Source organism: Bacillus sp. TH22, from assembly GCF_016651015.1.
Taxonomy (GTDB): domain Bacteria; phylum Bacillota; class Bacilli; order Bacillales; family Bacillaceae_G; genus Bacillus_A; species Bacillus_A mycoides.
The window spans coordinates 5,181,449-5,204,972 of the sequence record NZ_JAEKER010000001.1; the positions used below are offsets into that span (position 1 = coordinate 5,181,449).

The window sequence follows — 23,524 nt, forward strand, 5'->3', positions numbered from 1 at the left end:
AGAAGTTTATGGTGCATGATAGATTTGATTTATTCAGAATTAATTTTCAAAAATACAAGTAGGTGTGCATAATCCGTGTTCTCTATAATAAAAAAATGGTTCTGGTATGATTGGATATTTGTGGCCATACGAACGCTGTGGATGGTCATTATCATAAGCGCTAGTTTTATCAAACCGTCATTAATCGATGCGTCTTTTTGGGTCTTATTTTCTTTTGCTTTCGTTGTTTATCTCGTTCCATTAATCGCCTGGTGTAGAAATGCAGATTGGTATCTTGCAGTCGACGTCATGGCAGCGGGGGTTTTTCATCTTTATTTAGCCTATACAGCACCGGAGTTACTTTGGTCTTTCGTTTTACTTGTGATGAATATCGGCTTGGCGAGCAATCGAAGAACCTATGTATGGACAGGTATCCTCTGTGTAATCATATTGCCGTCATTGAACGGTTGGATCGCTGGTCGTCTCCCGTATGAATTTATCGTTAGCAACGGTTTTGGATTCGCCATCGGCTTCACATTTAATATATTAATTCAGTCCCATAAGCAAGCCCTAATTATTCATGAGCAAAAGCTATTGCTGGAGCAGCATATTGAGCGGATTGAGGAACTTACGCTGATGGAGGAGCGCAGCCGGCTGTCACATGAGCTGCATGACACGATTGGCCATACGCTTACCTCACTCATCGTCGGCGTCGAATCGCTGCGATCGTCCGTACCGAATTCACAGATAGAGAGGATCGATTCGCTTGTCGGAATTGCCCAACATAGTCTGGTTGATATCCGAAAACATCTGCATCAGCTCTCTCATACTCCATTGAACCATTCATTAAGTGAATCTCTACGGCAATTTACCGAAGATTTTATGAAGTCAACAGGTATAATGGTCAAATTCCGTGTGATCGGCAGCGAGACTCTCGTTATGCAAAAAATAAAATTTTGTCTATATCGTTGCCTTCAAGAGTCTCTGAACAACGCGGTTCGGCACGGTTCGGCGAGCTTGATATCCGTTCAGTTGTATTTCGAGAGTCAGCAGCTCAGGTTACAGATCGAAGATAACGGCACCGGAATGGAAGAAATCCAATTTGGATTTGAACTTAATGGGATGAAGGAACGACTTAAGCTATTTCACGGCACGGTGTCCGTGCATTCCGATCCAGAACAAGGAACTTTCGTCATATGTAATATTCCGTTACAGACAGAGCCTGCACATGATATAATCCGCCTGCTGCTCGTTAACGACCAGGTGATCATTACCGACAGTTTGAAGCAAATTTTGGATCAGCATACTGATTTTAACGTAGTTGGTACAACCAGGGACGGTGGCGAAGCATTAGAATATTGTGAACGGTCCCAACCGGATATCGTGCTAATGGATATTAGTATGCAGGGAATGAGCGGGATTGAAACTTTACTTGAGATGAAACAACGATGGCCTGATATGAAGGTTGTGTTCATGACAACGTTTGAGGATTCCTTGCAGGCAGCAACTGCATTGGAGCACGGGGCGGAGGGCTACATGCTGAAGTCGATTCATCCGCGAGAGATGAAGGAAGCCTTGAAACTAATTTATAACGGAGGAATCTGGATCGATCAATCGGTCGCTACGCGAATTTTCGAAGAGATGAAAAGTCAACGCGAGCAATTGGAGAAGATCGGCTCAAGTCAGGAAAACTTCCCGTACGGGCTTACGAAACGTGAAATGGAGATTCTGGAGCATCTGTCAGGTGGACTGCGTTATAAGTCGATCGCCGCCAAATTATTTTTATCGGAGGGAACGATCCGCAATTATTGCTCGACTCTCTACTCGAAGCTCAGCGTCAACAACCGCGAAGAAGCAATAAAAAGGGCCCGAAAGGAAAATATTGTGTAGATGGTACTCAAGATATAATCATTTTCCGTATTCGGGGCACGGCAACAATTACTATTTTTTGGGCCACTCATTATTTTAAGTAAAAAATAGAGCGTAGAATGAGGTAGCGCCAAATCACCATCAACTTAAGAATTCAGAATTACCCCAAAACGAAGAAATGAGCTTTTTGTTACAAGTTAGCACAATTTTTCGTTCTGGGGGTACTATAAATTTTTAGCTTGATAGAGCGATGTGGTGCTACCCCATCGCTATCAAGCTAAGATAAAGAAATGCCCCCTAAAATGAAAAAACACTATAGATTTGAAATTAAGTTTAATTAAATACTAGCTAAAAAATTGATTTCATTATAAAAGAATCCCACTTATTTTGAAGACAGATTATTCGAAATAAGTGGGATTCTTTATTCTATACTACAAAATTTTATAAAAAAGTTTAATCGTTTCTATGATTTATAATTACAACCCGTGATTGAATTAGTCCAAGTTGTTTGCCCTTAGTAATTGTATAATTTGTTTTTTGTGGTGGTTGTCGTGGTCTGTGAATTCCTTAACAATATATATAAGTGAATAAGGTGTTTCAGTATGTGGACAATGAGTTACACCGTTTGCAGTTAATGGATTTATTAACTTTTCGGTTGGTAATTCGTTAAGTTCTTTTACAAGTAATTCCCTTGTATCTTTTGCTTCTTCAAGAAGTTTTAGTTGTAATACGCCCGATTTTGCGTAACTTGAAGCTTTTTTATTATATGTATCAAATTCTGGAAACTCCATTCCCTTTTCATTTTGAACAGATGGAAGGATTTCTGTTAATAGATAATTATCCCAATTCATAATATGGGCTATTATCTCACTTACAGATCATTCATGATGGCTTTTGTTGTTTTCTTATTTCTTTGTCTCATTGACCCATGTAACGATGTCCTTGATGACATACGCAGGAACATTGGAAGGGACTTCGTATTCACTAGGGTGGCTTAATTCCCCGTCGCCCTCCGTGAAAAAGTGATTCAATTTCGGATATTCTTTGAACTGAACATTACTGCGGCTTGAAAGCCCTTCTTGCCATCTCGTAAACTCATCTTTTACTGTTACTTGATAATCACGTGCGCCTTGCAGAATCAGTAATGGCTCTTTTCGTGATTTCGCTTCCTCAACTGGACGCCAACGAGTCACATCATACATGAAATGTGGAGAAAGATAATAATAACCAGCTGGTGGGTGATCTGGATCAAAAGTAGGATCCTCAATATAGGCGAATTGTTTTTTTAGTTCATCTATAAATTCCTTTGGTGCCCCGAGGTACTGATACTGATCAAGGAGTATGTCAGTAAAAGGACGTGCAGGTGGTGCCATTAAAATACTTCCTCTTACAAGTAATGAAGGTGCTTTACTTAATATACGCGGCATTGTGCCAGCTCCTTGGCTATGTCCGAGAATGAAAATGTTATCTGGGTCAATGCCTTCCTGCTGCGCTGCTGATTTTGCTGCATATATGGCATCATCTGTAGTGTCACGGTCTAATGTAGCAGGTTCTGCACTCATTTTAAAACCGTGTTCTAAGGAATGTTTCTCGTAACGTAACACTGCGATACCGCTTGATGAAAGACCAGCTGCAAGGTCTCTAAAGATTTTAGTTCCCATAAATGTACTGTCACGATCATGCGGACCAGAGCCGTGAACAAGAACAACAACAGGCACTTTTTCACCAGGTTTATGTTTTGGAACCGTTAATGTGGCTGGTAATGGGTATGTAGCATTTCCAATGACGATTTCGCGTTCTTGGTAGGAATGAGGTTGGTCATAGCTAGGATGCGGGATGGTATAAGATTTATCGGGCGTCGTTCTTACTCTAACTTCATCTACTTTGCCGCCAGGCGTGAATTTAAGGAGTAGTGGAATAGTAGTACCTTCGATGGCCCCTGAAATTTCAACCGTTTGATGGACCAAGTTTCGCTCTTTTACTTCAGGCGTTCCCATGCTTGTAATCCTGCTCCCGCCACTTTGTATCCACCAACTTTGTAATATGTTTGCTGTAAACTTAGATTGAAAAGCTGCAGACGTCAACTGAAGTGCCTCTGCATATTTACCTTGCTGGAGATAGTCAAAAAATAAAGACGTACGCTCCGTTAAAGAGACTGGTTTCTTTTCTGCATTTTGTGCCCCTTGTGTATCCGCGTGAATAGTTGTAATCGGAAAAGAAGAAATCCCTAAAGAAAAGAGTAGGGTAAAAGAAAGTGCTGATTTTTGTATGCTCTTTTTTTTCGACATGTTTTAACCTCCAAAATGTGATGATAGATATAGGGATGGTAATTAGTGGAATGTTTCCCTGTTGGGGTTTCGGTACATGTAAGAGGGAATCCTGCATACATATCATAAAAAGCCAGTTTGAAAGAGTGGAGGAGTTAAGCAAGTCCCTGCCCAATATTGGAGCAAAGAAAATGCACTTGAGGCACTTCGGTGGACAATAGAAGAAAAATTAACAGATGAAGAAATCAATTGCTACTATAATCGTGCATGGTTCGCGAAATACTGATTATTTACACCACTCATGATGTATTGGAACGCTAGCCCATACGAAATGATATAAGATCTCTATCTAGATAAATTTCAAGAATGGGAGTTTGCGAATACACGGCGAAATTTATGGAGTATAGAAAAAGGGATAGAAGTACTGAAATGGGTGATTGAAGAAAATGAAAAGCTTACAGATTCAAAATTAATAGAAGTGTTCGATATGGAATGGATTAGAAAAAATAATCTATCACCCCCGCTCAATAAGCATTGGGGGAATAATCCTTTTCATTATTTAAATGCAGCATATTCAGGTGAATTTCAATAATGGAAATTTTGTAGAGTGCGAAAAGGATATTGGAATAAATCAACTGCGCTTCAGGTATTACATATATTATTGAAAGAAAAATATAAGATGGCAGAAGAAGATGTACTACAAACATGTGATACGAAGTGGGTTGTTGCAAATGACTTATCAACGCCCTTACATAATTTTTGGAAGAACAATCCGTTTCGTATGTTGCATGACTACAATCCAGAAGTATATACAATAGAAAAATGGGAAGTCATAAAGAGGATGAGAAGAAAGAAACGAGTTGGAAACAAAAATACACCTATTGCATAGGTGTATTTTTTAGACTTGAAAACCACTTATGTAGTAGAGATTTCTCTCGGCTACAGTGTACCACATTAGAAAACATGCGTATACATCATATTTGTTACGTAAAATAGTTTTCTTATAGATTACGGATCATTTAAAATCTAATTTGATCCCCTTTTGGTAACTTAGATACCTCCGCCAGGTTCTGTATTAGCAGGAGCCCAACCTTCCCCATGAGTATTTGTAAATGAAGGTGCCCAAGTATCTCCTTTATTGTATGATGAAATAGGAGGTCTTCCATGATCATAAGCAGGAGCCCATGAATCCCCATGTGACTCTAATTTTGGAGCGCCACCAGTATCCCCAATATTATAGGCAGGCGCGCCAGTATGGCCATGTTCAGCTTTTACAACTCCGCCATCCCCAATGTTTACGCCAAAAAGACCAAAACTAAAGACAGATAATCCTACAATTGTTGTACCAATTTTTCTTTTCAAACTATACCTCTCCTTTTTGTTCTGTTTTTTCTATTTTGTCTAAACGTGGTAGATAAAATGAAACGAATCGTAAAAAATTACCAATTTCATACGATATACGACTAATTCTGTGTAAGATTTTGTAAAACCTCCTTTATATGTGAATTTTCTAAATATAAATTCCGACAAAAAAACCACCTTTTCAAGTGGTTGTATGGATAAAGGGATATTTTTAAACTTGTACGGAAGGGTCGTGAAAACGGCTTTTGAAGTAGGTAGGCTTGGGTGGCATTTCTATTAATTACAACACAGTTGATCATATCGAAAAAGTGCATGAGGTAAACAATAACACTCAAAATAATGATGATGTGTGGATTTGGTCTTAATAAGATTAGTAATATTAGAATCAAAACAGTAAGACGTACTTATGTTGTAAAAGCTATACTGAAGTGAGTATGGATTATAAAATTTATTTCGATTAAACAAAGGAGAGGAGTCTATTCTATGACTTCTCTCCTTTGCTTTATTCGAACTTTGTTTGAGTCTATTTATATGACCATATTTAAGCAAGAATAGCTTTTAAAATCGACACTTTATTCGTAGTAAATAATACATAATTTTGTTTTACAGTTCTAATTAATATACGATCAGTTGTCCCATATGCTGTTCCGATACGGATTGCACTTGGTTCTTCAACACCCGCATAGGTAGCATCTTCGGTAACCTCAATCACATCACGTAATGGAATCGTGACCTCCGCAAATTGCCATGAAATAATTAACTCTTCTTTTGTTTTTTTGACATCAATACCTAGCATTATACCAAGACCTTTCTATAATAGAATGCTACACTTCTTATCTTATTATACAAATTTTTAGAATGTTTTTCTACATGTATGAATAGAGCTGATATTTTAAGGGTGCCAAAAGAAAGGGAAGATATACTATCAATCTATTAAGGAATACGTTATGAAGAAAAGTTCACAGGGAATTAATATGGATTTGATATGGTTGAAGTATGATGAATGAGTAACAGTAGGAGTTGCAGGAAGGAAATGAATGATGAGACTTAAATTAGTAGGAACCTTAACTTGTATAGTAGTAATGTTAGGTATCTTTATCATTTACAACAATATATCTATTGGTAAAGAACCATATAAGACAAACCATGAAACTAGTGAAAACTCCATAAATAAAGAAAAAAATAGTAAGCAAAATGGGACCTCAAATAAGATAGCAAGTTCCTTTGCTAGTATACAGGCTGTAGTAAATAAGGAATATGGTTTACCCGAAGACTATATGCCAGAGGATTTAGTTGTACCAAATGTACCGTTCTCATTTAGTGGAACGGTAGAAAAGAGTCATCTTCGTAAAGAAGCAGCGGAAGCGTTAGAAAAACTATTCCTTTTAGCTAAGCAAGATGGGATCCAGTTGAATGCTGTTTCAGGATTTCGTTCCTATGAGTATCAAAAAGGCCTGTATGCCAACAATGTTAAAAAGAAAGGGCAAGAGCATACGGATCGCTTCTCTGCAAAGCCAGGGCATAGCGAACATCAAACAGGGTTAACGATGGATGTTTCTTCTAAAAGTGCGAACAATGAACTAGAGCTATCCTTTGCGAATACGAAGGAAGGAAAATGGCTGAAAGAAAACGCGCATCGTGCAGGGTTTATCATTCGTTATCCTAAGGGGAAGGAAAGTATTACGGGTTATGCATATGAACCTTGGCATATTCGCTATGTAGGAGATATTGCTGAAAATATATATAAGGAAAAACTGACTTTAGAAGAATATATGAATCTGTGAAAATAGAATTGAAGAGTTAAACTGTATTCATTGTTTATGAATGCTACTTTTTCTATTAAAAAGCCTAATTTCTCAATGTTTTGTAGAGAAATTAGGTATTTTTCATCACTTCATTAGAGTTTTTTAGGCTTCGTTCGTTGGTATACTTCACACAATATTATAAAGGAGATAGAACTTACTGAAGATAACATATGAATGTTTTATAAATGTATCAAAAAAGTGAACAAAATCGTTATTTTGCACAACAAGGTAGTCAGCGTAATGAAATAACTGCTTGTAAAAAAGAAGCCCTATAGGAAATATTACAGGGATTCACCAAGTTGAGTTATGTCGTATTCACATGGGATTTTAACATGATATTTGTGTTGAATAAACTGGTAAATGTGTCCAAGTAATTTGGAGCTATTTTATAAAAAAAGAGAAGCGCTTAATCAGGACGCTCCTCTTAATGCCAATACACAATAACTATTCTATTATACTGTATAAGCGTAAAATATTTAACAATTACCTTCATGGTAAATATTTCATTTTGTCTTAGTACCTTTAAATCACGAAAAAAGGTTCTGCTGTTTCCAACAGAACCTTTCCTAAAATGGCAAAGAGTAACTCTTACCTTACTCTTTGTTCATATACTACAGGAGTTTTAATGAAAATCCAAGGCTCCTTATATTGAGAAATAAAGAAGAATCATTATAAAAATTTTTATCTTTTTTCATAAATAAAAGAGCAGCTAGCAAAAACTAACTGCTCAATACAAGGAGATACAGAGAAAACTAAATGGATTTTGGCATACAGCCTATCAACATTATGGACATAATATTGATTTTTATTCGAAGGAATTCATGTTTTACAAATCAGATTATGATAGTCGATATTCTCCATATTGACCAGAAAAGAACCAAGAATTCTAGTGAAATTCCAAGTGTTTTTTCCTAGTTTTTTGAAATTCTTTTACTAAATAGCCAATAGCGCTAATTGCTAGAAGAATGAAAAGAATAAGTTCTAGTGTAACTGGCATTTGATCTACTCCTAATCTATTATTTTAATTTAGTATATAACGATTATAAGATATTTTTTGTGGTTAGTGGTGAGAAATTAAACAAAACCATCTCTTTACGAAAAAAGGTCCTGTTGTTTCCAACAGAACCTTTCCTAAAATGGCAAAGAGTAACTCTTACCTTACTCTTTGTTCATATACTACAGGAGTTTTAATGAAAATCCAAGGCTCCTTATATTGAGAAATAAAGAAGAATCATTCTAAAGAATCTTATCTTTGTTATAAATATAAGAGCAGTTAGCAAAAACTAACTGCTCATCTCCAAGGGGGAACAAGGAGAAAAATCTAATGTCATCTATATTATTGACGGAATATTGAGTTTTACTCATAAAAAACTACGTTTAACTTAATGCATAACCCACAATCAAAGTTAGTGTTAAAAACACTGATAATAACAATGTTAGTAAGACTGTTGCTACACTCCTAAGCATCGCAATCCAATTATTCATCTTAGAAAATCCTATAATGCCGACAGAAAAAGTTCCTATTGTTAAAACTAGTAATATAAATAAAGGGTGAATGTGTAATGAATCCGTGAAAAATTTGAATAATTCAAGTGGAATTTCAAAATATAAACGGAATAGTCCAACGCAAATCAAAGAGCATATAAAGGACCATAGATTGAGGTTATGCTTCATAGCTTTCTCCTATGTTTTCGAAATAGTTTTACTCAATTTTAATGGGAAATGAAGGAAAAAGATAGAGGTTATAAATTAGAATCAATTTTTTAACAAAATAATCCTTTTAATAGAAAGCGAGGAATAACAATGGGACTCGGAAACCGTGGGATGGCATTTAAAATGCTTATCAATCTAGCGAATGAAATGTATCATAGAAACAATTAAAGAAAAAGGCGCTTCTATTAAGTCGTTAAAAGACAATTGGCTTGATACTACAAGCGATAATCCATACAGCACTTTCCTACTCACTGTAATGGCTGGTGTTAATCAGTTAGAACGTGACCTAATTCGAATGCGGCAACGAGAAGGTATTGAACTAGCTAAAGAGCGTGGTGTTTATAAAGGGCGCCCTAAGAAGTACGATGATGATAGTCCTAATATGGAACATGCTTTAGATCTGCTTGCAAACCGAAAGGAAAACAAGTTTACAGTAAAGAAGATATGTGAAGTTACAGGTGTAAGCCGCACGGTTCTTTATGAGAGAGCAAAAGAAAAGGGAGTTATGTAGATTTTAAAGCAGCGAATCCGCTGCTTTTTTATTTTATCAAATAAATTGTTTTTGAGTAGAAATGAAAATAGGGGTTTGCCTTAAACATTTATTATTAATCAAGAATATGAGTATAGAAACAGGCTTGAATTTTGTAATGGTGGAGGGGATTGTTGTGGACATAACTCAAAGTGTGGTAAGAATAGTGGTTAATGGGAAAGACCTTCCGTTCAAACCTCTGCATGGAATCATGGACCTGTAAATGATTTAATCGTTTCGACGAATCAGAGAGTGAATGAGCTTTATCAATTCATGTGGTCACAAGTACCAGTCACGATCTCGGTGTATTTTCTTCAAGGGGCGGACTTAATGAGATTCGCTAGGATCGCTGGAATTAATGAACGTGTAACGGGAGAATATATATATATCATTTCATTTGGGGATAAGAAGAATTCAAAGTAGCTTAACAGCTGCTTTTTTATTTTGCATAGAAAAAGGAACCATAATAGGCTCCTTAATTTGATTCAGAAGTTATGTAGTTTTCTTGATGATATCTTTTATGTTGATAATTAAGGATATAAGGAATCCAGCAGCTAGGATACCGTTTACCCAGTAATATGTATTCCCGGATGTAAATTTATTATAAAAGGAATCGATATTATAATACACTAAGCCTGCTGAAATGACGGTAGAGATTACTAACGTACCAAAACTTTTCATGACGCTGCCCTCTGATTCTGAAATTTTAGACTTTTAATACAATTATACATTTAAATAAAAAGGTTTACAAAGGAATTACCATAAGGAGGAGTTATAACGAGTTTCTTCCAATTGATGGTTTTTATTTTTGAAAAAATAACTATTTTATAAAAAATATTTTTTTGACCCCCATAAAATTATTTGTTCCTTCGAATATATATAAGTAGAAGAAAATAAATGAAAGAAAAAGCTAAAATTACCAAAAATATAGCGAAGAGTTATTCAAAGATTGCAGCTAAAATAGAAAAGAGCAAGAAGAACAAGTGGTATTGCAAAAGAAAACAAGAAAGTAGTAAAAGTGGAAAAAATAGTCATATAAAAAGTCGGCCTCGAAAAATATGAGCACCAGCAAGAAGACAAGCCCAAAGAAAAGTACTAAGAAAATGTGGTTAAATGGTCACTTGTTTAGTGGCCATTTTGCTATTTGAAGCAGAAGGAGGCAGGGAGATTACTAGTGTTGAGTTTAGTAATGAAAATCTTAAAAAAAACGAAAATAGAAGATATCGTATTTAACATACAAAACAACGGAGGAGATAAGGAAGCTTTTATCGTACAGTATCAGCCGTTTATTAGAAAATCAATCTCGTCTGTCTGCCGCAGGTACATTACAGAACAGGATGATGAATATAGTATTGGATTGTTTGCGTTTAACGAAGCAATTGAACAGTATTCATATAAAAAAGGAAAATCTTTTCTGGCGTTTGCTGATCTTCTTATAAAAAGAGATGTAATTGACTATATACGCAAGGAGTCTAAGCATAATCTTGTCTTTTTAAAAGAAGATAAGCAAGAGGAAATATTAGAAATACAAGTATCGCTTACGGAGTATATGAAAGAGATGGAAAATAGTAACCGTAAGGAGGAAATTCTTCATTTTCAAAGTGTGCTAGCTGAGTTTAAAATCACATTTTCAGAGCTTGCTAAGGAATCCCCTAAGCATCGTGATACGCGTGAGCACTTAATAGAAATTGTAAAGATTATTATAAAAGACGAGAAAATGATGGAAGAGCTGTTCCGAAAGAAAAAGTTACCCCTTAAACATATTGAACCACGTGTTAGGGTAAGTCGTAAAACGTTGGAGCGACATCGAAAATACATTATTGCGATGTGTATTATCTTTGCAAACAACTATACATATATTCTGGATTATATAAGAGGGGAGAAGCATGATGAATAAAGGAATTGTGATGGATATAAAGAAACATAACGTAGTTGTTTTAACTCCAAATGGAGAGTTTATTACGTTTAAAAGAAAAGTACACTCTTACATGATCGGAGAGGAAATCTCGTTTAACGAACAAGAGCAAAGAGCACCGCGTTTTTCAATGCCACCTTTCTTAAAGCCTACAACAGTAATTGTTGCTGGTTTTCTATGCGTATTGCTGTTTTTCTACAATCAACCGGAAGAAAAAGTGTTTGCTTATGTCTCAGTTGATATAAATCCAAGTTTAGAGGCGAGCGTAACGGAAGATCTTCGTGTTATAGATTTGCGGGCTTGTAATGATGATGGAAGGCGTATTTTAAAAGAAATGAAAGGGTGGGAAAATAAGCATCTGCAAGACGTAATACGTACTATTATAAAGCAGAGTCAAAAGGATAAGTACTTAACGAATGATAAGCAAGTTATGCTAACAGCTGTTACAAAGGACAATTCGCTAGAACCACAGTTGGAAAAGGTTATGCAGGAATTAAAGAAAGAGTATGAGATAAAACATATTACAGTTGAATATCAAAGCAGTACGATGCAAATGCGGGGGGATGCCAAGAAAGCAGGGGTTGGAACGGGCGTTTATATAAAGCAAGAGAATGAGAAGCAAAAATCGCTTACTCCACCTGCACCTCCGTCTAATCAAGAACAACAAAAGTCATCTTCTGATGCATCATCGGACGCATCTCCTGTAAAAGAAGAAAGCAACGAGAAGAAAGAGCATATAGAACAAAAGCAATCTAATGAACAACAACCGAAGCAAATAAAAGAAAATAATGGGAATCAGCAAGAGAACAACGGAAGAGGATCACAAGGAAATAATGGAAATGGGCAAGGAAACCACGGCAGAGGGTCACAAGGAAATAATGGAAATGGGCAAGGAAACCAGGGTAGAGGGTCACAGGGAAATAATGGAAATGGGCAAGGGAACAACGGAAGAGAGTCACAAGGAAATAATGGAAATGGGCAAGGAAACCACGGCAGAGGGTCACAAGGGAATAATGGAAACCAGCAAGGGAACAACGGAAGAGAATCGCAAGGGAATAATGGGAATGGGCAAGGGAACAACGGAAGAGAATCGCAAGGGAATAATGGGAATGGGCAAGGGAACAACGGAAGAGAATTGCAAGGGAATAATGGGAATGGGCAAGGGAACAACGGAAGAGAATCGCAAGGGAATAATGGGAATGGGCAAGGGAACAACGGAAGAGGATCACAAGGAAATAGTGGGAATCAGCAAGAGAACAACGGTAGAGGATCACAAGGAAATAATGGGAATCAGCAAGGGAACAATGGTAGAGGGTCTCAGTAAGGAAAGCTCCTACCACATAATATCGAGTGAAAGAAAAATCTATAGAATATTGAACGGAGGGGAGATTCCTTCCATCTGAAGATATTTTTTAACATTTTTTTAAAATGACGGACATAAAATCGTATATCCTTTCGAATTATATATATGGATATCATTAATAGTTATATAAAAGGGGAGAAAAAATATGAAAGAAATGTATGAAGAAATCACTGAAGTATTAAAGGTGTTGGCGCATCCTGTCCGTTTATCATTAGTAAAGATAATGCTTGCAAAAGGTCCTATTAACGTAACGACAATGTATGAAACATTACAAATGCCTCAAAGTACAATTAGTCAACATTTATCTAAACTAAAAGCTACTAAAGTCGTTACAGGTACTCGGAAAGGATTAGAAATTTATTATGAAGTAACAGATAATCGTACAAAAGCGATATTATTAAGCTTGGCTTAAAGGGTAACTGTTTAGATTTCAAAATTAAGTAAGCAATTCAGCGACTATAATTTTCTTATTAACATTAGTCGTATGTGTTGTTGTTTTTAATTTGTTTAATACATTTCTTTATTAGGGTCTTGCCGTATCACTATCAAGCTAAAGTTTAAATGGATTATAAAAATGAAAGTTTTCTTATTAGGGTCTTTTTGTTAGCTTGATAGTGATGTGCCATTCCCACTAGTATGTAAAGAATTGGGTAGTTTTTTTAGTCATGTAATCTTTTGATCTGATGGTCTTTTCCCCATTCAAATAGTTCATCCATAATTTGCATTAAAGATTTTCCATGTTCGCTTATTGTGTACTCAACCTTTGGTGGTACTTCTTGATATACAGTACGATGGATAATCCCATCAGCCTCAAGTTGCCGAAGTTGCTGTGTGAGAACTTTTTGTGTAATGTTTGGAATTTCTCGTTTTATTTCATTTGTTCGCATTTTTCCATCCGCCAAAACACATAAAATATGAATTTTCCATTTTCCCCCGATCACGTCGAGTGTCGTTGCGATTGGGCAATTATCATTTTGATTCATATAACACCTCCAAAGGTACTTTAAGGTTCCTATAGCACTTTAAAGTACGTACTTTTCAATTATATGTGACTCATTCATACTAATACTAAAGCGTTTGAATTATTTATAAGGGGGAAGAAAATATATGAAAACACTTGTAATTGTAGCACATCCTGATATTGAAAAGTCTCGAATTAATAAAAGATGGATCGAAGAACTTGAGAAACATTCGGATGAAATAACGGTGCATGAATTATATAAAGCGGCACCAAATTGGGAGTTTAATATTGAAGAAGAACAAAAGCTGTTAGTAGAGCACGACCGATATATATTCCAATTTCCACTCTACTGGTATAGCTCACCACCATTATTAAAAAAATGGTTCGATGATGTATTAACATATGGATTTGCCTACGGATCAAAAGGGGATAAAGTGAAGGGGAAAGAATTTGGTGTAGCTATTTCTATAGGTGGGTTAGAAAAAGACTATAAAAATAGCGGAATTACAATGGATGAATTAACGAAACCATTCCACGCTACGAGCTTATATACAGGAATGGAATTTATACCATCATTTTATTTATATGGTGCGGAATATGAAATCAGTGATGAAGAGATTGACAAAAGTGCACCTGAGTATGTGAAATATGTGATGAATAAGGAGTTTTCTAATATATAAGGAGAAATAGCCATTTACTGGTTAAGTAGATGGCTATTTTTGTTTATCCCGCATTAACCGCCCGTAAGGTGTGGACTAATAATCAGTGGGGATGAACACCCCACATCGACTAAAAATTCACTTCATTTAAATTCACTAAGTTTAATCTTTAGTGAATTAATAATTAATCTGGTAAAATAAAATCCTAACATATATAAAGGGGAGTTTTACTTGAGAACGATGCGACAATTATTAGAAAAAAGAGCAATGCAGTCACCAAATTTGGAAGCGCTTATCGGTGGAGAGAAAAGGTATTCGTTTCAGCAGTATAATGAACGAGTAAATCAGCTTGCACATTATTTGTTACATACCGGTGTGAAAAGAGGGGATCGTATAGGAATTCTATGCAAGAATAATCATCCGTTTCCAAGCGTTATGATGGCAAGCTTAAAAATTGGAGCGATATTTATTCCGCTTAATCATCAACTTACTGCTTATGAATTAGAATCGATTGTAAAAGAAGCGAGATTAAAAGTATTAGTTATTGATGATGAATTTAGTGAAGTTGTATTAAAGATTAATGGAGTTAAAGAAATTCCTTATGTAATTGAGACGACAAAAGAAGGATTTGGCTCATTTGAATTAAAATTAAAGGAACAGCCAATAACAGAGCCGAATGTGGAAGTTCATGAAGATGATGATGCCATTTACTTATTTACTTCAGGAACGACTGGACAGGCAAAAGCATGTGTAATTGGTCATAAAAACTTACACCATTATTTTACTGAAATTGCGGGGCAAAGAGAAATTCCAGCAGGTGAACGCTTTTTATCAGTGCACCCATTGTTTCATATGAGTGGCGTGCTTTCTATTTTAAATTGTATTTATCATGGCGTTACGATGGTCTTTTTAGCTGATTCGAATCCTACTCTTATTTGGGATAAGATTGAAGAAGAGAAAATTACTACAATGCTTGCGTTCCCAGCTGTTTATAGTTACATGCTTGATGAATTAGATAAAAAAGAGCGCAACATTTCGGCCTTTAAAGTAGCGCAAAGTGGTGGTACAAAGGTGCCAGAAACACTCATTCAAAAATATATGGAAAAAGGCATTTATATGGTGCAAGGTTATGGGAGTACAGAAGGTTGGGTAGTAACTTCTTGGCATCCAAATATGGGAAAAGAAAAAATGTCTTCTGTAGGGAAAACTTTGAAACATGTAGAGCTGAAAATTGTTCATCCAGAAACAGGTGATGAGCTAACAACAAATAAAGTTGGAGAGATTCACGTGAAAAGCCCGTACATGTTTAAAGGATATTGGAATAATGAAGAGGCAACAAAGAAGGTAGTAAAAGATAATTGGTTTAACATGGGTGATGCCGGTATGATAGATGATGATGGATTTCTACATATTATGGGAAGATATAAAGACGTTATCGTACGCGGTGGTGACAACGTATATCCAGATCAAGTAGAAGATGTAATTCATGAAATAAATGGCGTTTTAGAAGTTGCAGTAGTTGGGATTCCAAATGACTTTTGGGGGGAGGTTCCAACAGCTTACATTGTAAAGGACATTGAAACGTCTTTAACAGAAGAAGAGATTATTCAGCATTGTAAAGAAAAACTAGCAAGCTATAAAATACCAGAAGTTGTATTTATGGACGAATTACCGAAAAACGCTTTAGGGAAAGTGTTGAAGAGGGAATTAAGGGATGTTTTTCTTGTGAAATAAAAGGTTATTAAATAATGAAGAATCCAGTTATGTAAAAAGCATAACTGGATTTTTGTTTATAAAAAACATAATGATTTACTAGATTTTGTATTTTGTGTAAGATAATAAAGAATATTCAATTAACAATTAAAGGAAGAGATATAAATGAAGCTGCCACTATTACAAGTAGAGACAGAGAGACTGATTATTCGTCCATTTCAAAAAGAGGATTATGAAAGTTGGTTAGATGGATTCAATAAGAGGTTACCATCTCAATATAAATACGATGATGGCTATCATGACATGTCGTCTTCAACGAAAGAATGGTTTACGGAATGGATAAGAGGATTTGATGAGGCGGCAAGACGGGATGAAATGTACGTTCTAGGTATTTTTCAGAAAGAAGATGGCGCCAATATTGGAAAGCTAGAACTTATAAAAATTTTACGTATGGACTATCAATGGGCGATGATGGGTTACTCTATTCATAATCAACATTGGAAAAATGGATACGGAGCAGAAAGTGTAATAGCTGCGCTGCCGTTATTTTTTAATGGCCTTCACTTTCATAGAATCGAATTACATATACATATCGATAATGAGCCATCCGTTCGTCTTGCAGAAAGAGCTGGTTTTTCATTTGAATGTACGAGAGAGGCATTTTCTATGGGGAATGGTAAGTGGGCAGATTTTCTTATTTATTATAAAAATAATGAAACGAACAAATAAGGGGATAAAAAATGAAGACTATAAACGTATTTCATTACGACGCATTTACGAATAAACCAAATATGGGAAATCCAGCAGGTGTTGTACTAGAGGCGGATGGATTAACGGAAGAGGACATGCAGCGTATTGCTGAAAAAGTTGGATTTAACGAAACATCTTTCGTTCTTTCTTCAGAAGTAGCAGATATAAGAATGCGCTATTTTACACCAGGGTTTGAAATGGATTTATGTGGTCATGGAACAGTTGGAACTATATATGCCTTGCGTGAAAGAGGTTTATTAGAAGAAAAAACAAACCTTACGATTGAAACGAAGGCAGGTATTTTACCAATACAAATAGGTGCAAATGAAAATGGAGAAACCTTTATTAAAATGAGGCAGGCAGCACCTCAGTTTAAAGATTTTGCAGGTTCAAAAGAAGAATTAGCTCATAGTATCGGGTTAGAAGTAACTGATTTAGATGCAAGTGTACCAATTGTATATGGAAGTACGGGGAACTGGACTGTAATTGTACCAATTAAAAATCTAGATGCATGTGAAAGAATGAAACCTAAAAATGAGGCGTTTCCAGCGGTATTAAAAGAAATACCTAAGGCTTCTATCCATCCAGTTTGTCTAGAAACTTATGATGAACAGGTGCAAATGCACGGTCGTCATTTTTCATCACCTTATTCTGGAACGATTGAAGATCCAGTGACAGGAACAGCTTCAGGGGTAATGGGAGCGTATTATGCGACGTATTTGGAGAAAAATTTTGACCATGAACTGGAGTTAATCATTGAGCAAGGACAGGAAATAAATAAAGATGGTCGTGTAACGGTTTATGTAACGAAAGATGTAGAAAATGAGAAGTTACAAATAGATATTGCTGGAACAGCGGTGTATGTGAAGGAGTTTGAAGTTTCAATATAAAGTGAAACTTTAATCAGTGGGAGGGTGTTCATCCCCCACCTAACTTCTTTATTTCCGCTGAATTTTGAGGTGGGGGTCTTACTGCCCGGCAAATAGCGGGAGAAAAAAGAAAGCCCGGAATACATCCAGACTTTCATTATCTGTTCAACACTTCAATATACGAAGCATCTCCAGTTGTTCTTAAAGCAGAGCGGAAATTGTTGTTTTCTAACGTTTTAGCGACTTGTTGTAACTGCTGTGCATCATCATGATGGATAAGTAAGCTGTCAGCACCGCTTTCTTCAATATGAATGTGTTCGATATTTCCAATGGCATCATGTACAGCTTTTAAAAATTCAGGTTTCATAGTGTCCTCCTATATGTATGTAACGTTGTTGTTAGTATTTCCTTATTTTTGAAATATAAAAGTAAATGATTTTTTGTTATATTAAGATTTTGGAAGTTATTTCCTATTTGTTTGTCAAATAATAGTAAAGTTGTCTTTTGAATTAAGGGAATCTTCGGAATTAAAGGGTGAGGGAATGGACATTTCAATAATTGCTGCACAACTAGTTAAGGAGAAAGTTATTTCAAATTATCCAAATAGCGTAAAAGCGTTGAACGGAGGAACGACAAGTACTGTATATTTGTTGGACGAAAAATATGTAGTAAAGTTGAATGAAGCGGAAGTAATACGTGAAGAAGCTAATTTTCTCTCATTTTATGAGGAGAATAGTTTATTTTCAAAGCTTTTGTATAAGGAACCTTTACATACATATTTCGTGTATTCTTTCCTTGAAGGTAATACTTCGTGTAAACAAGGATATAAACGAAGTACGCTTCGTACACTTGTAAAAGAAGTTATCAATAAGTATAAAATGGTTCCAGAGGCAGAAGGCTGGGGATGGAAAGAAAGTCCGGTTCAATGTTGGAATGAATTTTTAACGGCAAATGTGATGGAAGCTTATGAAAATGTAAGACGTTACATAAGTGAGGAAGATTATAGAATTGTTCTTAAACTAGCAAATAGGGATGCCGGAGTAAATCAGCCATTTTTATTACATGGTGATTTCGGATTTCATAATTTTATATTTCGGCAGAATAGGTTACATGGGGTAATTGATCCGTTACCTATTTTAGGAGATCCTTTATATGATTTAATTTATGCGTTCTGTTCAACTCCGGAAGATGTAACGAAAGAAACGATTGATTATGTGATGAAGCAATGTGTATTTCATAAAACAGAACGAGATTTATACGAAGAAATAGTAATAGGATTATATTTGCGTATAGATACATGTGTAAGACACCACCCGAAAGATTTAGAAGATTACTTAATAGCTTGGCGTTATTGGATGGGCGAAATTGAGCCGGCTTTATAGTACAAATAGTTTGGGGGAGATAGTGAAATGAACATAGCAGAAGCAAAACGAGATTTAGCACAAAGAACGAAAAAAGGATTTCCAGTTATAATAGCTGGTATTTTATTTTGGGTTGTAGCGAGTATAACGGGTGTTCTTCTTTCAGAAAAGCAAGTTGTGTGGGTGTATTTAATTGGTATGGGGTGTGTGTTTCCTTGCGGCCTAATGATAGCTGCCATATTAAAAATTGATATGTTTGCGAAAGGAAATCCGCTCGGGACTTTAGCAGGAGTAATTGGCGGGATAAATGTATTAAATATTCCGTTTGTGTTACTTGCCTATTTTCAATTTCCAGAGTGGTTACCTTTTGTAGCAGCGATGTTAATAGGTGTTCATTTTGTACCGTACGTATGGATTTATGAAAGTAAAAGTTATGGTTTACTGTCAGTAGGGACCGTATTCGTAACGTCAGTTTGCGGGATTCTTTTTGCTGACAATGGATTTACTGTAATTCCATTGTCAGTTACAGCTGTCTACTTACTAACTCTAATAGGTTTATTAATTGAAAATAAAAAAATAGATCATTATCAACAAAAATCAGCTTAATAAAAATATATGGATAGGGGGAATTATTATGAAAAATTTCGTTTGTACAACGTGCGGCGTACAGTATGCAGCGAGTGTGGAAGAACCGGTAAGTTGTGTTATTTGTGATGAGGAGAGACAATATGTGAATCCGAAAGGGCAGTCTTGGACGACTTTAGAAAACTTGCGAACGAGTGATACATATAAAAATGAAATAATAGAAGAAGAGCATAGACTTTATAGCATTACGACAAAACCTAAATTTGCGATCGGTCAAACAGCATTTGTCATAAAAACAGATTCCTATCGTTTATTATGGGATTGTATTACTTATTTAGATGAAACGACAATTGGGAAGATAAAAGAGTGGGGCGGGTTAGATGCGATTGCACTATCTCATCCTCATTATTATTCGATACAAGTAGAATGGGCAGAAACGTTTGATGTACCAATTTATATACATGAAGACGATAAAGAGTGGGTAGTACGCCCGAGTAGTCGTATTATTTATTGGTCTGGTGAGTCTTTACAATTAGCGGACGGAATTACTATTCATCGTCTCGGAGGACATTTTAGCGGCGGTTCTGTATTACATTGGGAAGAAGGAAATGATGGGAAAGGTATTTTATTAACAGGTGATATTATTCAAGTCGTAGCGGATCAGCAGTGGGTGAGTTTCATGTACAGCTATCCAAACTTAATTCCATTGCCAGCGAGAAAAGTGGAGGAAATGGCGAATCGAGTGAAGCCATTACAGTTTAATCGTTTATATAATGCTTTTCACGGAGTAGTGAAAGAGAATGCAAATGAGGCAGTGGAACGTTCTGCTGAAAGATATATTAAGGCGGTAGAAGGAAAGTTATTTCGTACGTGAAAGGAGAATTAGCTCTATGAAAACGTTAGTATGCTTCGGTGATAGTATTACAGCTGATGAAACGTTTTTTGATGGAACGCCAAGGTTAACACCGCGTCTGCAAGAGATGTTTCCAAATTGGAAGGTGGTAAATGCGGGGGGGCCGGGCGATAATACGTTCGATGCGTTACATAGGGTTGAAGATGATGTACTATCACATAAACCAGACTTTGTAACAGTTTTTCTTGGTACGAATGATTCGGTGTTATTTGATCCAGTGCCATTACAATCTTACAAAGAAAATTTAGAGAAAATTGTAAGTGCGATTTCATCAGAAAAAGTATTACTTATTAGTCCTGCACCAGTTGATGAAGCAAGGCAACATAATAGAACGAATGAAGTACTCGGTCAATATGCAAATGTGGTTGAGGAAGTGGCGAAAGAAACAGGAAGTCATTTTCTAAATTTGTACGCTGAAATGATTCAAGAAAAGGATTATAAGAGATTTGTAGAAGATGATGAAAAGGACGGTTTACACTTCGGACCACAAGGTTATGAATATTTAGCGAAGTTAATTTGTGAAAAGTTAAAAGGGATTTTGTAGGAAGCAAAGCGTGGGCGCTTTGCTTTTTTGTTCGCGTATTTCCTCCTACAATGCAGTAGCTTTTATTATGCTAATTATATTTCATAGTAGCACATGTAAGAATGAAATGAATAAAGTGAAATATAATTAGACCTTACCAATTGGGTTATTAAGGGGAGCCCGACTTCGACCTAACTTTTTTGCTCTTGCCAAATTTTGAGGCGGTGCACTCAAATAGCGGGATAAAATGTACTTTAAAGAGGTGGTTAGCCGTAACACTATGAGACATTCGTACAAAAGAAAATGATTTGTTCCGCTAATGGAATGTATCCAAGACTTAACAGTTGATTAATTGAACTGTAAAGTTTAAAATTACAGTATAGTTTTTAGAAGTGAGTTGCTATTTTTTGTGAAAAACAGATAAATTAAATATTCTCGAATGAATAATATAACGTGTATTTCATTCTGAACTGTAATTTTTTTTAATACATTTCAATAATCTATATAATAATTTAAAAAGAAAAGGAGTGTGTAAAATATGGTGATTTTATATACGACAGCAAGCTGTAGTTCATGCCGAAAAGCAAAAGCATGGCTTGAAGAACATCAAATTGATTATACCGAAAAAAATATCGTATCAAATTCTCTTACAGTCGATGAACTTAAATCCATTCTTCGTTTAACTGAAGATGGTGCTACTGAAATTATTTCAACTAGATCTAAAACTTTTCAGGAATTAAATATAAATATTGAGGCGCTTTCGCTTAATGAGTTTTATAAATTAATAATTGAGTATCCTCAAATGTTACGTCGTCCAATTATGCTGGATGAAAAAAGATTACAGGTTGGTTTTAATGAGGAAGAAATTCGCAAATTTTTACCGCGTAGCGTTCGAACATTTTTGAATATAGAATTGCAAAAAATGGCTAATTAATAAGTAATATTTTGAAAGGAGGAAACAGAAGTGATTGAAGTATGTGTTACAGTTAATTATAAAGATAGAAACTATCACACAAATGTTATTGTGAGTAAAGATACGATTTGGACAAAAATTAAACAATTGGCAGAAGAACAAGTTAAGAAACAGTGGACTGTTTAAATTTATTTGCAACTTAAAAAGCTAAATGAAGTTAGGAGATATAGGGGAGTTCTGATAGAATATAAAGGAATTTATTTTTTCATGCTAAGCATGCTTCTTATATATTTTAACGTTTGACTAACCTATCTGTAATATTTATGGCTACAGTATGTTACTAAACGAGAAATCATATTTTTTATCGTAGGAGGACAACAATGAACAGCGACTTTACCTTGGCCATTCACAGTTTAACTTATTTAGCTTTACAGCCAGATCGGATGTCAACAAGTAATGCTATTTCCGAAAGTGCAGGTGTTCATCCAGTACGCATTCGCAAAGTGCTAAGTTTGTTAAAAAAACATAAGTTTATACAATCAAAAGAGGGAACGGGTGGAGGTTTTATTTTTGCCCGTGATTTAAGTGAAATTAATCTTTGGAATATGTATCAAATAACCTCTGAAGGGGCATTGCAGCCGAAGTGTCCAGAATCAAATGATCAGTGTATTGTAGGTTCGAACATGCGGAAAGTTCTTTTTGCTATTTTCTTAGGTGCGGAAGAACATCTAGGTGAATATTTAAAGAATTATACAATGAAAGAAGTTGTTGATCTTATTAATCAAGAACGTTAAGCGGCTTAATTATTATGTAGCCGTGAGTTCTTAAAAAATAAATGTAATAAAAAACATTACAGTTTAAATTGGTTTTTATATCTTTTTTATCGTTACAAAAAATATTTATAAGCAGGTGAAAAAGTATGATGTCAAATAATAATCATGTTTTAAAAGTGGGAGATTGGGTTCGTGGAATATCAAATGAGGGTGAATTCATAGTTGGTTACATTGTATCACTTGATGAAGTGGAAGGTGTAGTTACAGTTAGCATTGTGAAACGTGACGACAAGTACACAATGAACGAAGCGATTTTACTCTTTAGTAAACATGTTAACAAACTCCCTGAATCAAAGGTAATAAATAAGGAGCAAATCCTTTATCTTATAGACCTTGCATTATTAACAGGGGATGAAGAATGGTTTATTGAGCTCTCTGCAAAATTAAACTTGATAAAAGAGCTAGTTAATGAGGGGTTTTAAAGATTACATTATTCGTTTTTAATAGGTTGGATCGTGCAATAAGCAATAATATCATCTAAAAGGAAATGAAATAAAACCCATTCAATACAAACATAGAAATATCCCTGAAGAAGAGTTGAAAAAACTAAAATTAAGATGACATTGAAGTGATTCGTTTGCCCACTCCTAACAATGATAATGATGTAAATAAGCTGTCCATATGGGCAGCTTATTTTATTTT

Annotated in this window: 24 protein-coding genes and 5 pseudogenes; 21 read left to right on the plus strand and 8 right to left on the minus strand. The window is 35.5% G+C overall.

Annotated features, from left to right (window positions below; all coding sequences use genetic code 11):
* The first annotated feature begins 75 nt into the window (after positions 1 to 75).
* Positions 76 to 1,869 (plus strand): helix-turn-helix transcriptional regulator, encoded by a 1,794-nt coding sequence (locus JFU18_RS26420; RefSeq protein WP_201034138.1) that lies wholly within the window; start codon positions 76 to 78, stop codon positions 1,867 to 1,869.
* Positions 1,870 to 2,342: 473 nt separating this feature from the next.
* Here JFU18_RS26420 and JFU18_RS26425 read toward each other — a convergent pair.
* Both JFU18_RS26425 and JFU18_RS26430 read right to left on the minus strand, forming a co-directional pair.
* A pseudogene (locus JFU18_RS26425) lies at positions 2,343 to 2,726 on the minus strand (DinB family protein); the annotation flags it as partial.
* Positions 2,727 to 2,753: 27 nt separating this feature from the next.
* The gene (locus JFU18_RS26430) at positions 2,754 to 4,136 is read right to left on the minus strand and encodes an alpha/beta hydrolase family protein (RefSeq protein ID WP_201034137.1); all 1,383 of its coding nucleotides are present in this window, start codon (positions 4,134 to 4,136) and stop codon (positions 2,754 to 2,756) included.
* A gap of 586 nt (positions 4,137 to 4,722) precedes the next feature.
* Here JFU18_RS26430 and JFU18_RS26435 point away from each other — a divergent pair.
* Complete coding sequence (locus JFU18_RS26435) at positions 4,723 to 5,004, plus strand: hypothetical protein (protein WP_085311974.1); 282 nt, start codon at positions 4,723 to 4,725, stop codon at positions 5,002 to 5,004.
* Positions 5,005 to 5,195: 191 nt separating this feature from the next.
* Here the strand turns inward: JFU18_RS26435 and JFU18_RS26440 are convergent.
* Positions 5,196 to 5,477: pseudogene (locus JFU18_RS26440) on the minus strand (hypothetical protein); the annotation flags it as partial.
* Between the two features lie 541 nt (positions 5,478 to 6,018).
* Positions 6,019 to 6,273, minus strand: coding sequence for a SunI/YnzG family protein (locus tag JFU18_RS26445; protein WP_002165351.1), 255 nt, complete (start codon positions 6,271 to 6,273; stop codon positions 6,019 to 6,021).
* A 244-nt stretch (positions 6,274 to 6,517) separates the two neighbouring features.
* Here JFU18_RS26445 and JFU18_RS26450 point away from each other — a divergent pair, with 244 nt between their 5' ends.
* The gene (locus JFU18_RS26450; RefSeq protein WP_201034610.1) at positions 6,518 to 7,261 is read left to right on the plus strand and encodes a M15 family metallopeptidase; all 744 of its coding nucleotides are present in this window, start codon (positions 6,518 to 6,520) and stop codon (positions 7,259 to 7,261) included.
* Between the two features lie 1,398 nt (positions 7,262 to 8,659).
* Here the strand turns inward: JFU18_RS26450 and JFU18_RS29980 are convergent.
* Positions 8,660 to 8,956: a hypothetical protein gene (locus JFU18_RS29980; RefSeq protein WP_242488458.1), complete on the minus strand. Its 297-nt coding sequence runs from the start codon at positions 8,954 to 8,956 to the stop codon at positions 8,660 to 8,662.
* 129 nt (positions 8,957 to 9,085) lie between these two features.
* Here JFU18_RS29980 and JFU18_RS29985 point away from each other — a divergent pair.
* The 3 pseudogenes from JFU18_RS29985 to JFU18_RS26460 all read left to right on the plus strand — a co-directional run.
* A pseudogene (locus tag JFU18_RS29985) lies at positions 9,086 to 9,154 on the plus strand (Holliday junction resolvase RecU); the annotation flags it as partial.
* Positions 9,147 to 9,506 (plus strand): annotated as a pseudogene (locus tag JFU18_RS26455) (recombinase family protein); the annotation flags it as partial. The pseudogenes JFU18_RS29985 and JFU18_RS26455, both read left to right, overlap by 8 nt.
* Before the next feature lie 61 nt (positions 9,507 to 9,567).
* Positions 9,568 to 9,931 (plus strand): annotated as a pseudogene (locus JFU18_RS26460) (hypothetical protein).
* Between the two features lie 85 nt (positions 9,932 to 10,016).
* On the opposite strand, the gene JFU18_RS26465 reads toward JFU18_RS26460, so the two are convergent.
* Entirely contained in the window at positions 10,017 to 10,205 is a 189-nt protein-coding gene (locus JFU18_RS26465) for a hypothetical protein (protein ID WP_242488459.1), read from the minus strand.
* Between the two features lie 493 nt (positions 10,206 to 10,698).
* Between JFU18_RS26465 and sigI the strand changes: the two genes are divergently transcribed.
* The 3 genes from sigI (at position 10,699) to JFU18_RS26480 (ending at position 13,214) form a co-directional block, all read left to right on the plus strand.
* Positions 10,699 to 11,421, plus strand: a complete 723-nt coding sequence (gene sigI, locus JFU18_RS26470; protein ID WP_002128341.1) for an RNA polymerase sigma factor SigI — start codon at positions 10,699 to 10,701, stop codon at positions 11,419 to 11,421.
* The gene (locus tag JFU18_RS26475; RefSeq protein ID WP_274606772.1) at positions 11,414 to 12,763 is read left to right on the plus strand and encodes an anti-sigma factor domain-containing protein; all 1,350 of its coding nucleotides are present in this window, start codon (positions 11,414 to 11,416) and stop codon (positions 12,761 to 12,763) included. The genes sigI and JFU18_RS26475 overlap by 8 nt, the downstream gene beginning before the upstream one ends.
* 184 nt (positions 12,764 to 12,947) lie before the next feature.
* The gene (locus JFU18_RS26480; protein ID WP_000661861.1) at positions 12,948 to 13,214 is read left to right on the plus strand and encodes an ArsR/SmtB family transcription factor; all 267 of its coding nucleotides are present in this window, start codon (positions 12,948 to 12,950) and stop codon (positions 13,212 to 13,214) included.
* Between the two features lie 247 nt (positions 13,215 to 13,461).
* Here JFU18_RS26480 and JFU18_RS26485 read toward each other — a convergent pair whose 3' ends face one another.
* Positions 13,462 to 13,785, minus strand: coding sequence for a winged helix-turn-helix transcriptional regulator (locus JFU18_RS26485; protein ID WP_002033301.1), 324 nt, complete (start codon positions 13,783 to 13,785; stop codon positions 13,462 to 13,464).
* A 124-nt stretch (positions 13,786 to 13,909) separates the two neighbouring features.
* On the opposite strand from JFU18_RS26485, the gene JFU18_RS26490 reads away from it, so the two are divergent.
* From JFU18_RS26490 to JFU18_RS26505, 4 genes are all read left to right on the plus strand, one after another.
* Complete coding sequence (locus tag JFU18_RS26490; RefSeq protein WP_050001052.1) at positions 13,910 to 14,443, plus strand: NAD(P)H-dependent oxidoreductase; 534 nt, start codon at positions 13,910 to 13,912, stop codon at positions 14,441 to 14,443.
* A gap of 210 nt (positions 14,444 to 14,653) precedes the next feature.
* Positions 14,654 to 16,156 carry a class I adenylate-forming enzyme family protein gene (locus JFU18_RS26495; RefSeq protein WP_201034135.1) on the plus strand — a complete coding sequence of 501 codons (1,503 nt, stop codon included), beginning with the start codon at positions 14,654 to 14,656 and terminating at the stop codon, positions 16,154 to 16,156.
* Between the two features lie 144 nt (positions 16,157 to 16,300).
* Positions 16,301 to 16,864, plus strand: a complete 564-nt coding sequence (locus JFU18_RS26500; protein WP_201034134.1) for a GNAT family N-acetyltransferase — start codon at positions 16,301 to 16,303, stop codon at positions 16,862 to 16,864.
* A gap of 11 nt (positions 16,865 to 16,875) precedes the next feature.
* Positions 16,876 to 17,775 carry a PhzF family phenazine biosynthesis protein gene (locus tag JFU18_RS26505; RefSeq protein WP_201034133.1) on the plus strand — a complete coding sequence of 300 codons (900 nt, stop codon included), beginning with the start codon at positions 16,876 to 16,878 and terminating at the stop codon, positions 17,773 to 17,775.
* A gap of 136 nt (positions 17,776 to 17,911) precedes the next feature.
* On the opposite strand, the gene JFU18_RS26510 is transcribed toward JFU18_RS26505, so the two are convergent.
* On the minus strand, positions 17,912 to 18,121 hold the full coding sequence (locus tag JFU18_RS26510) for a hypothetical protein (RefSeq protein ID WP_000801641.1): 210 nt from the start codon (positions 18,119 to 18,121) through the stop codon (positions 17,912 to 17,914).
* A 175-nt stretch (positions 18,122 to 18,296) separates the two neighbouring features.
* Here JFU18_RS26510 and JFU18_RS26515 point away from each other — a divergent pair, with 175 nt between their 5' ends.
* The 8 genes from JFU18_RS26515 to JFU18_RS26550 all read left to right on the plus strand — a co-directional run bounded on the left by JFU18_RS26515 (position 18,297) and on the right by JFU18_RS26550 (position 23,304).
* Complete coding sequence (locus tag JFU18_RS26515; protein ID WP_002128328.1) at positions 18,297 to 19,136, plus strand: phosphotransferase family protein; 840 nt, start codon at positions 18,297 to 18,299, stop codon at positions 19,134 to 19,136.
* Positions 19,137 to 19,163: 27 nt separating this feature from the next.
* Entirely contained in the window at positions 19,164 to 19,721 is a 558-nt protein-coding gene (locus JFU18_RS26520; protein ID WP_201034132.1) for a DUF7010 family protein, read from the plus strand.
* 28 nt (positions 19,722 to 19,749) lie between these two features.
* Positions 19,750 to 20,574 carry an MBL fold metallo-hydrolase gene (locus JFU18_RS26525; protein ID WP_002167930.1) on the plus strand — a complete coding sequence of 275 codons (825 nt, stop codon included), beginning with the start codon at positions 19,750 to 19,752 and terminating at the stop codon, positions 20,572 to 20,574.
* Between the two features lie 16 nt (positions 20,575 to 20,590).
* The gene (locus JFU18_RS26530; RefSeq protein WP_002128326.1) at positions 20,591 to 21,157 is read left to right on the plus strand and encodes an SGNH/GDSL hydrolase family protein; all 567 of its coding nucleotides are present in this window, start codon (positions 20,591 to 20,593) and stop codon (positions 21,155 to 21,157) included.
* Between the two features lie 517 nt (positions 21,158 to 21,674).
* On the plus strand, positions 21,675 to 22,070 hold the full coding sequence (spxA, locus tag JFU18_RS26535) for a transcriptional regulator SpxA (RefSeq protein WP_000236196.1): 396 nt from the start codon (positions 21,675 to 21,677) through the stop codon (positions 22,068 to 22,070).
* A 30-nt stretch (positions 22,071 to 22,100) separates the two neighbouring features.
* Entirely contained in the window at positions 22,101 to 22,235 is a 135-nt protein-coding gene (locus JFU18_RS26540) for a BA3454 family stress response protein (protein WP_000573513.1), read from the plus strand.
* A gap of 194 nt (positions 22,236 to 22,429) precedes the next feature.
* On the plus strand, positions 22,430 to 22,843 hold the full coding sequence (gene saiR / locus JFU18_RS26545) for an Rrf2-family transcriptional regulator SaiR (RefSeq protein WP_001083471.1): 414 nt from the start codon (positions 22,430 to 22,432) through the stop codon (positions 22,841 to 22,843).
* Positions 22,844 to 22,968: 125 nt separating this feature from the next.
* Entirely contained in the window at positions 22,969 to 23,304 is a 336-nt protein-coding gene (locus JFU18_RS26550; RefSeq protein ID WP_000987460.1) for an IDEAL domain-containing protein, read from the plus strand.
* The last annotated feature ends 220 nt before the right edge of the window (positions 23,305 to 23,524 follow it).

Excerpts from the sequence above, each read along its gene's own strand:
- JFU18_RS26520 (WP_201034132.1), top strand. The coding sequence starts at position 19,164 with ATGAACATAGCAGAAGCAAAACGAGATTTAGCACAAAGAACGAAAAAA.
- JFU18_RS26525 (WP_002167930.1), top strand. The coding sequence starts at position 19,750 with ATGAAAAATTTCGTTTGTACAACGTGCGGCGTACAGTATGCAGCGAGT.
- JFU18_RS26465 (WP_242488459.1), bottom strand. The coding sequence starts at position 10,205 with ATGAAAAGTTTTGGTACGTTAGTAATCTCTACCGTCATTTCAGCAGGC.
- JFU18_RS26505 (WP_201034133.1), top strand. The coding sequence starts at position 16,876 with ATGAAGACTATAAACGTATTTCATTACGACGCATTTACGAATAAACCA.
- JFU18_RS26485 (WP_002033301.1), bottom strand. The coding sequence starts at position 13,785 with ATGAATCAAAATGATAATTGCCCAATCGCAACGACACTCGACGTGATC.
- JFU18_RS29980 (WP_242488458.1), bottom strand. The coding sequence starts at position 8,956 with ATGAAGCATAACCTCAATCTATGGTCCTTTATATGCTCTTTGATTTGC.
- saiR (WP_001083471.1), top strand. The coding sequence starts at position 22,430 with ATGAACAGCGACTTTACCTTGGCCATTCACAGTTTAACTTATTTAGCT.
- JFU18_RS26500 (WP_201034134.1), top strand. The coding sequence starts at position 16,301 with ATGAAGCTGCCACTATTACAAGTAGAGACAGAGAGACTGATTATTCGT.
- JFU18_RS26480 (WP_000661861.1), top strand. The coding sequence starts at position 12,948 with ATGAAAGAAATGTATGAAGAAATCACTGAAGTATTAAAGGTGTTGGCG.
- JFU18_RS26550 (WP_000987460.1), top strand. The coding sequence starts at position 22,969 with ATGATGTCAAATAATAATCATGTTTTAAAAGTGGGAGATTGGGTTCGT.
- JFU18_RS26515 (WP_002128328.1), top strand. The coding sequence starts at position 18,297 with ATGGACATTTCAATAATTGCTGCACAACTAGTTAAGGAGAAAGTTATT.
- JFU18_RS26475 (WP_274606772.1), top strand. The coding sequence starts at position 11,414 with ATGAATAAAGGAATTGTGATGGATATAAAGAAACATAACGTAGTTGTT.
- JFU18_RS26445 (WP_002165351.1), bottom strand. The coding sequence starts at position 6,273 with ATGCTAGGTATTGATGTCAAAAAAACAAAAGAAGAGTTAATTATTTCA.
- JFU18_RS26530 (WP_002128326.1), top strand. The coding sequence starts at position 20,591 with ATGAAAACGTTAGTATGCTTCGGTGATAGTATTACAGCTGATGAAACG.
- JFU18_RS26430 (WP_201034137.1), bottom strand. The coding sequence starts at position 4,136 with ATGTCGAAAAAAAAGAGCATACAAAAATCAGCACTTTCTTTTACCCTA.
- JFU18_RS26490 (WP_050001052.1), top strand. The coding sequence starts at position 13,910 with ATGAAAACACTTGTAATTGTAGCACATCCTGATATTGAAAAGTCTCGA.
- JFU18_RS26450 (WP_201034610.1), top strand. The coding sequence starts at position 6,518 with ATGAGACTTAAATTAGTAGGAACCTTAACTTGTATAGTAGTAATGTTA.
- JFU18_RS26510 (WP_000801641.1), bottom strand. The coding sequence starts at position 18,121 with ATGAAACCTGAATTTTTAAAAGCTGTACATGATGCCATTGGAAATATC.
- spxA (WP_000236196.1), top strand. The coding sequence starts at position 21,675 with ATGGTGATTTTATATACGACAGCAAGCTGTAGTTCATGCCGAAAAGCA.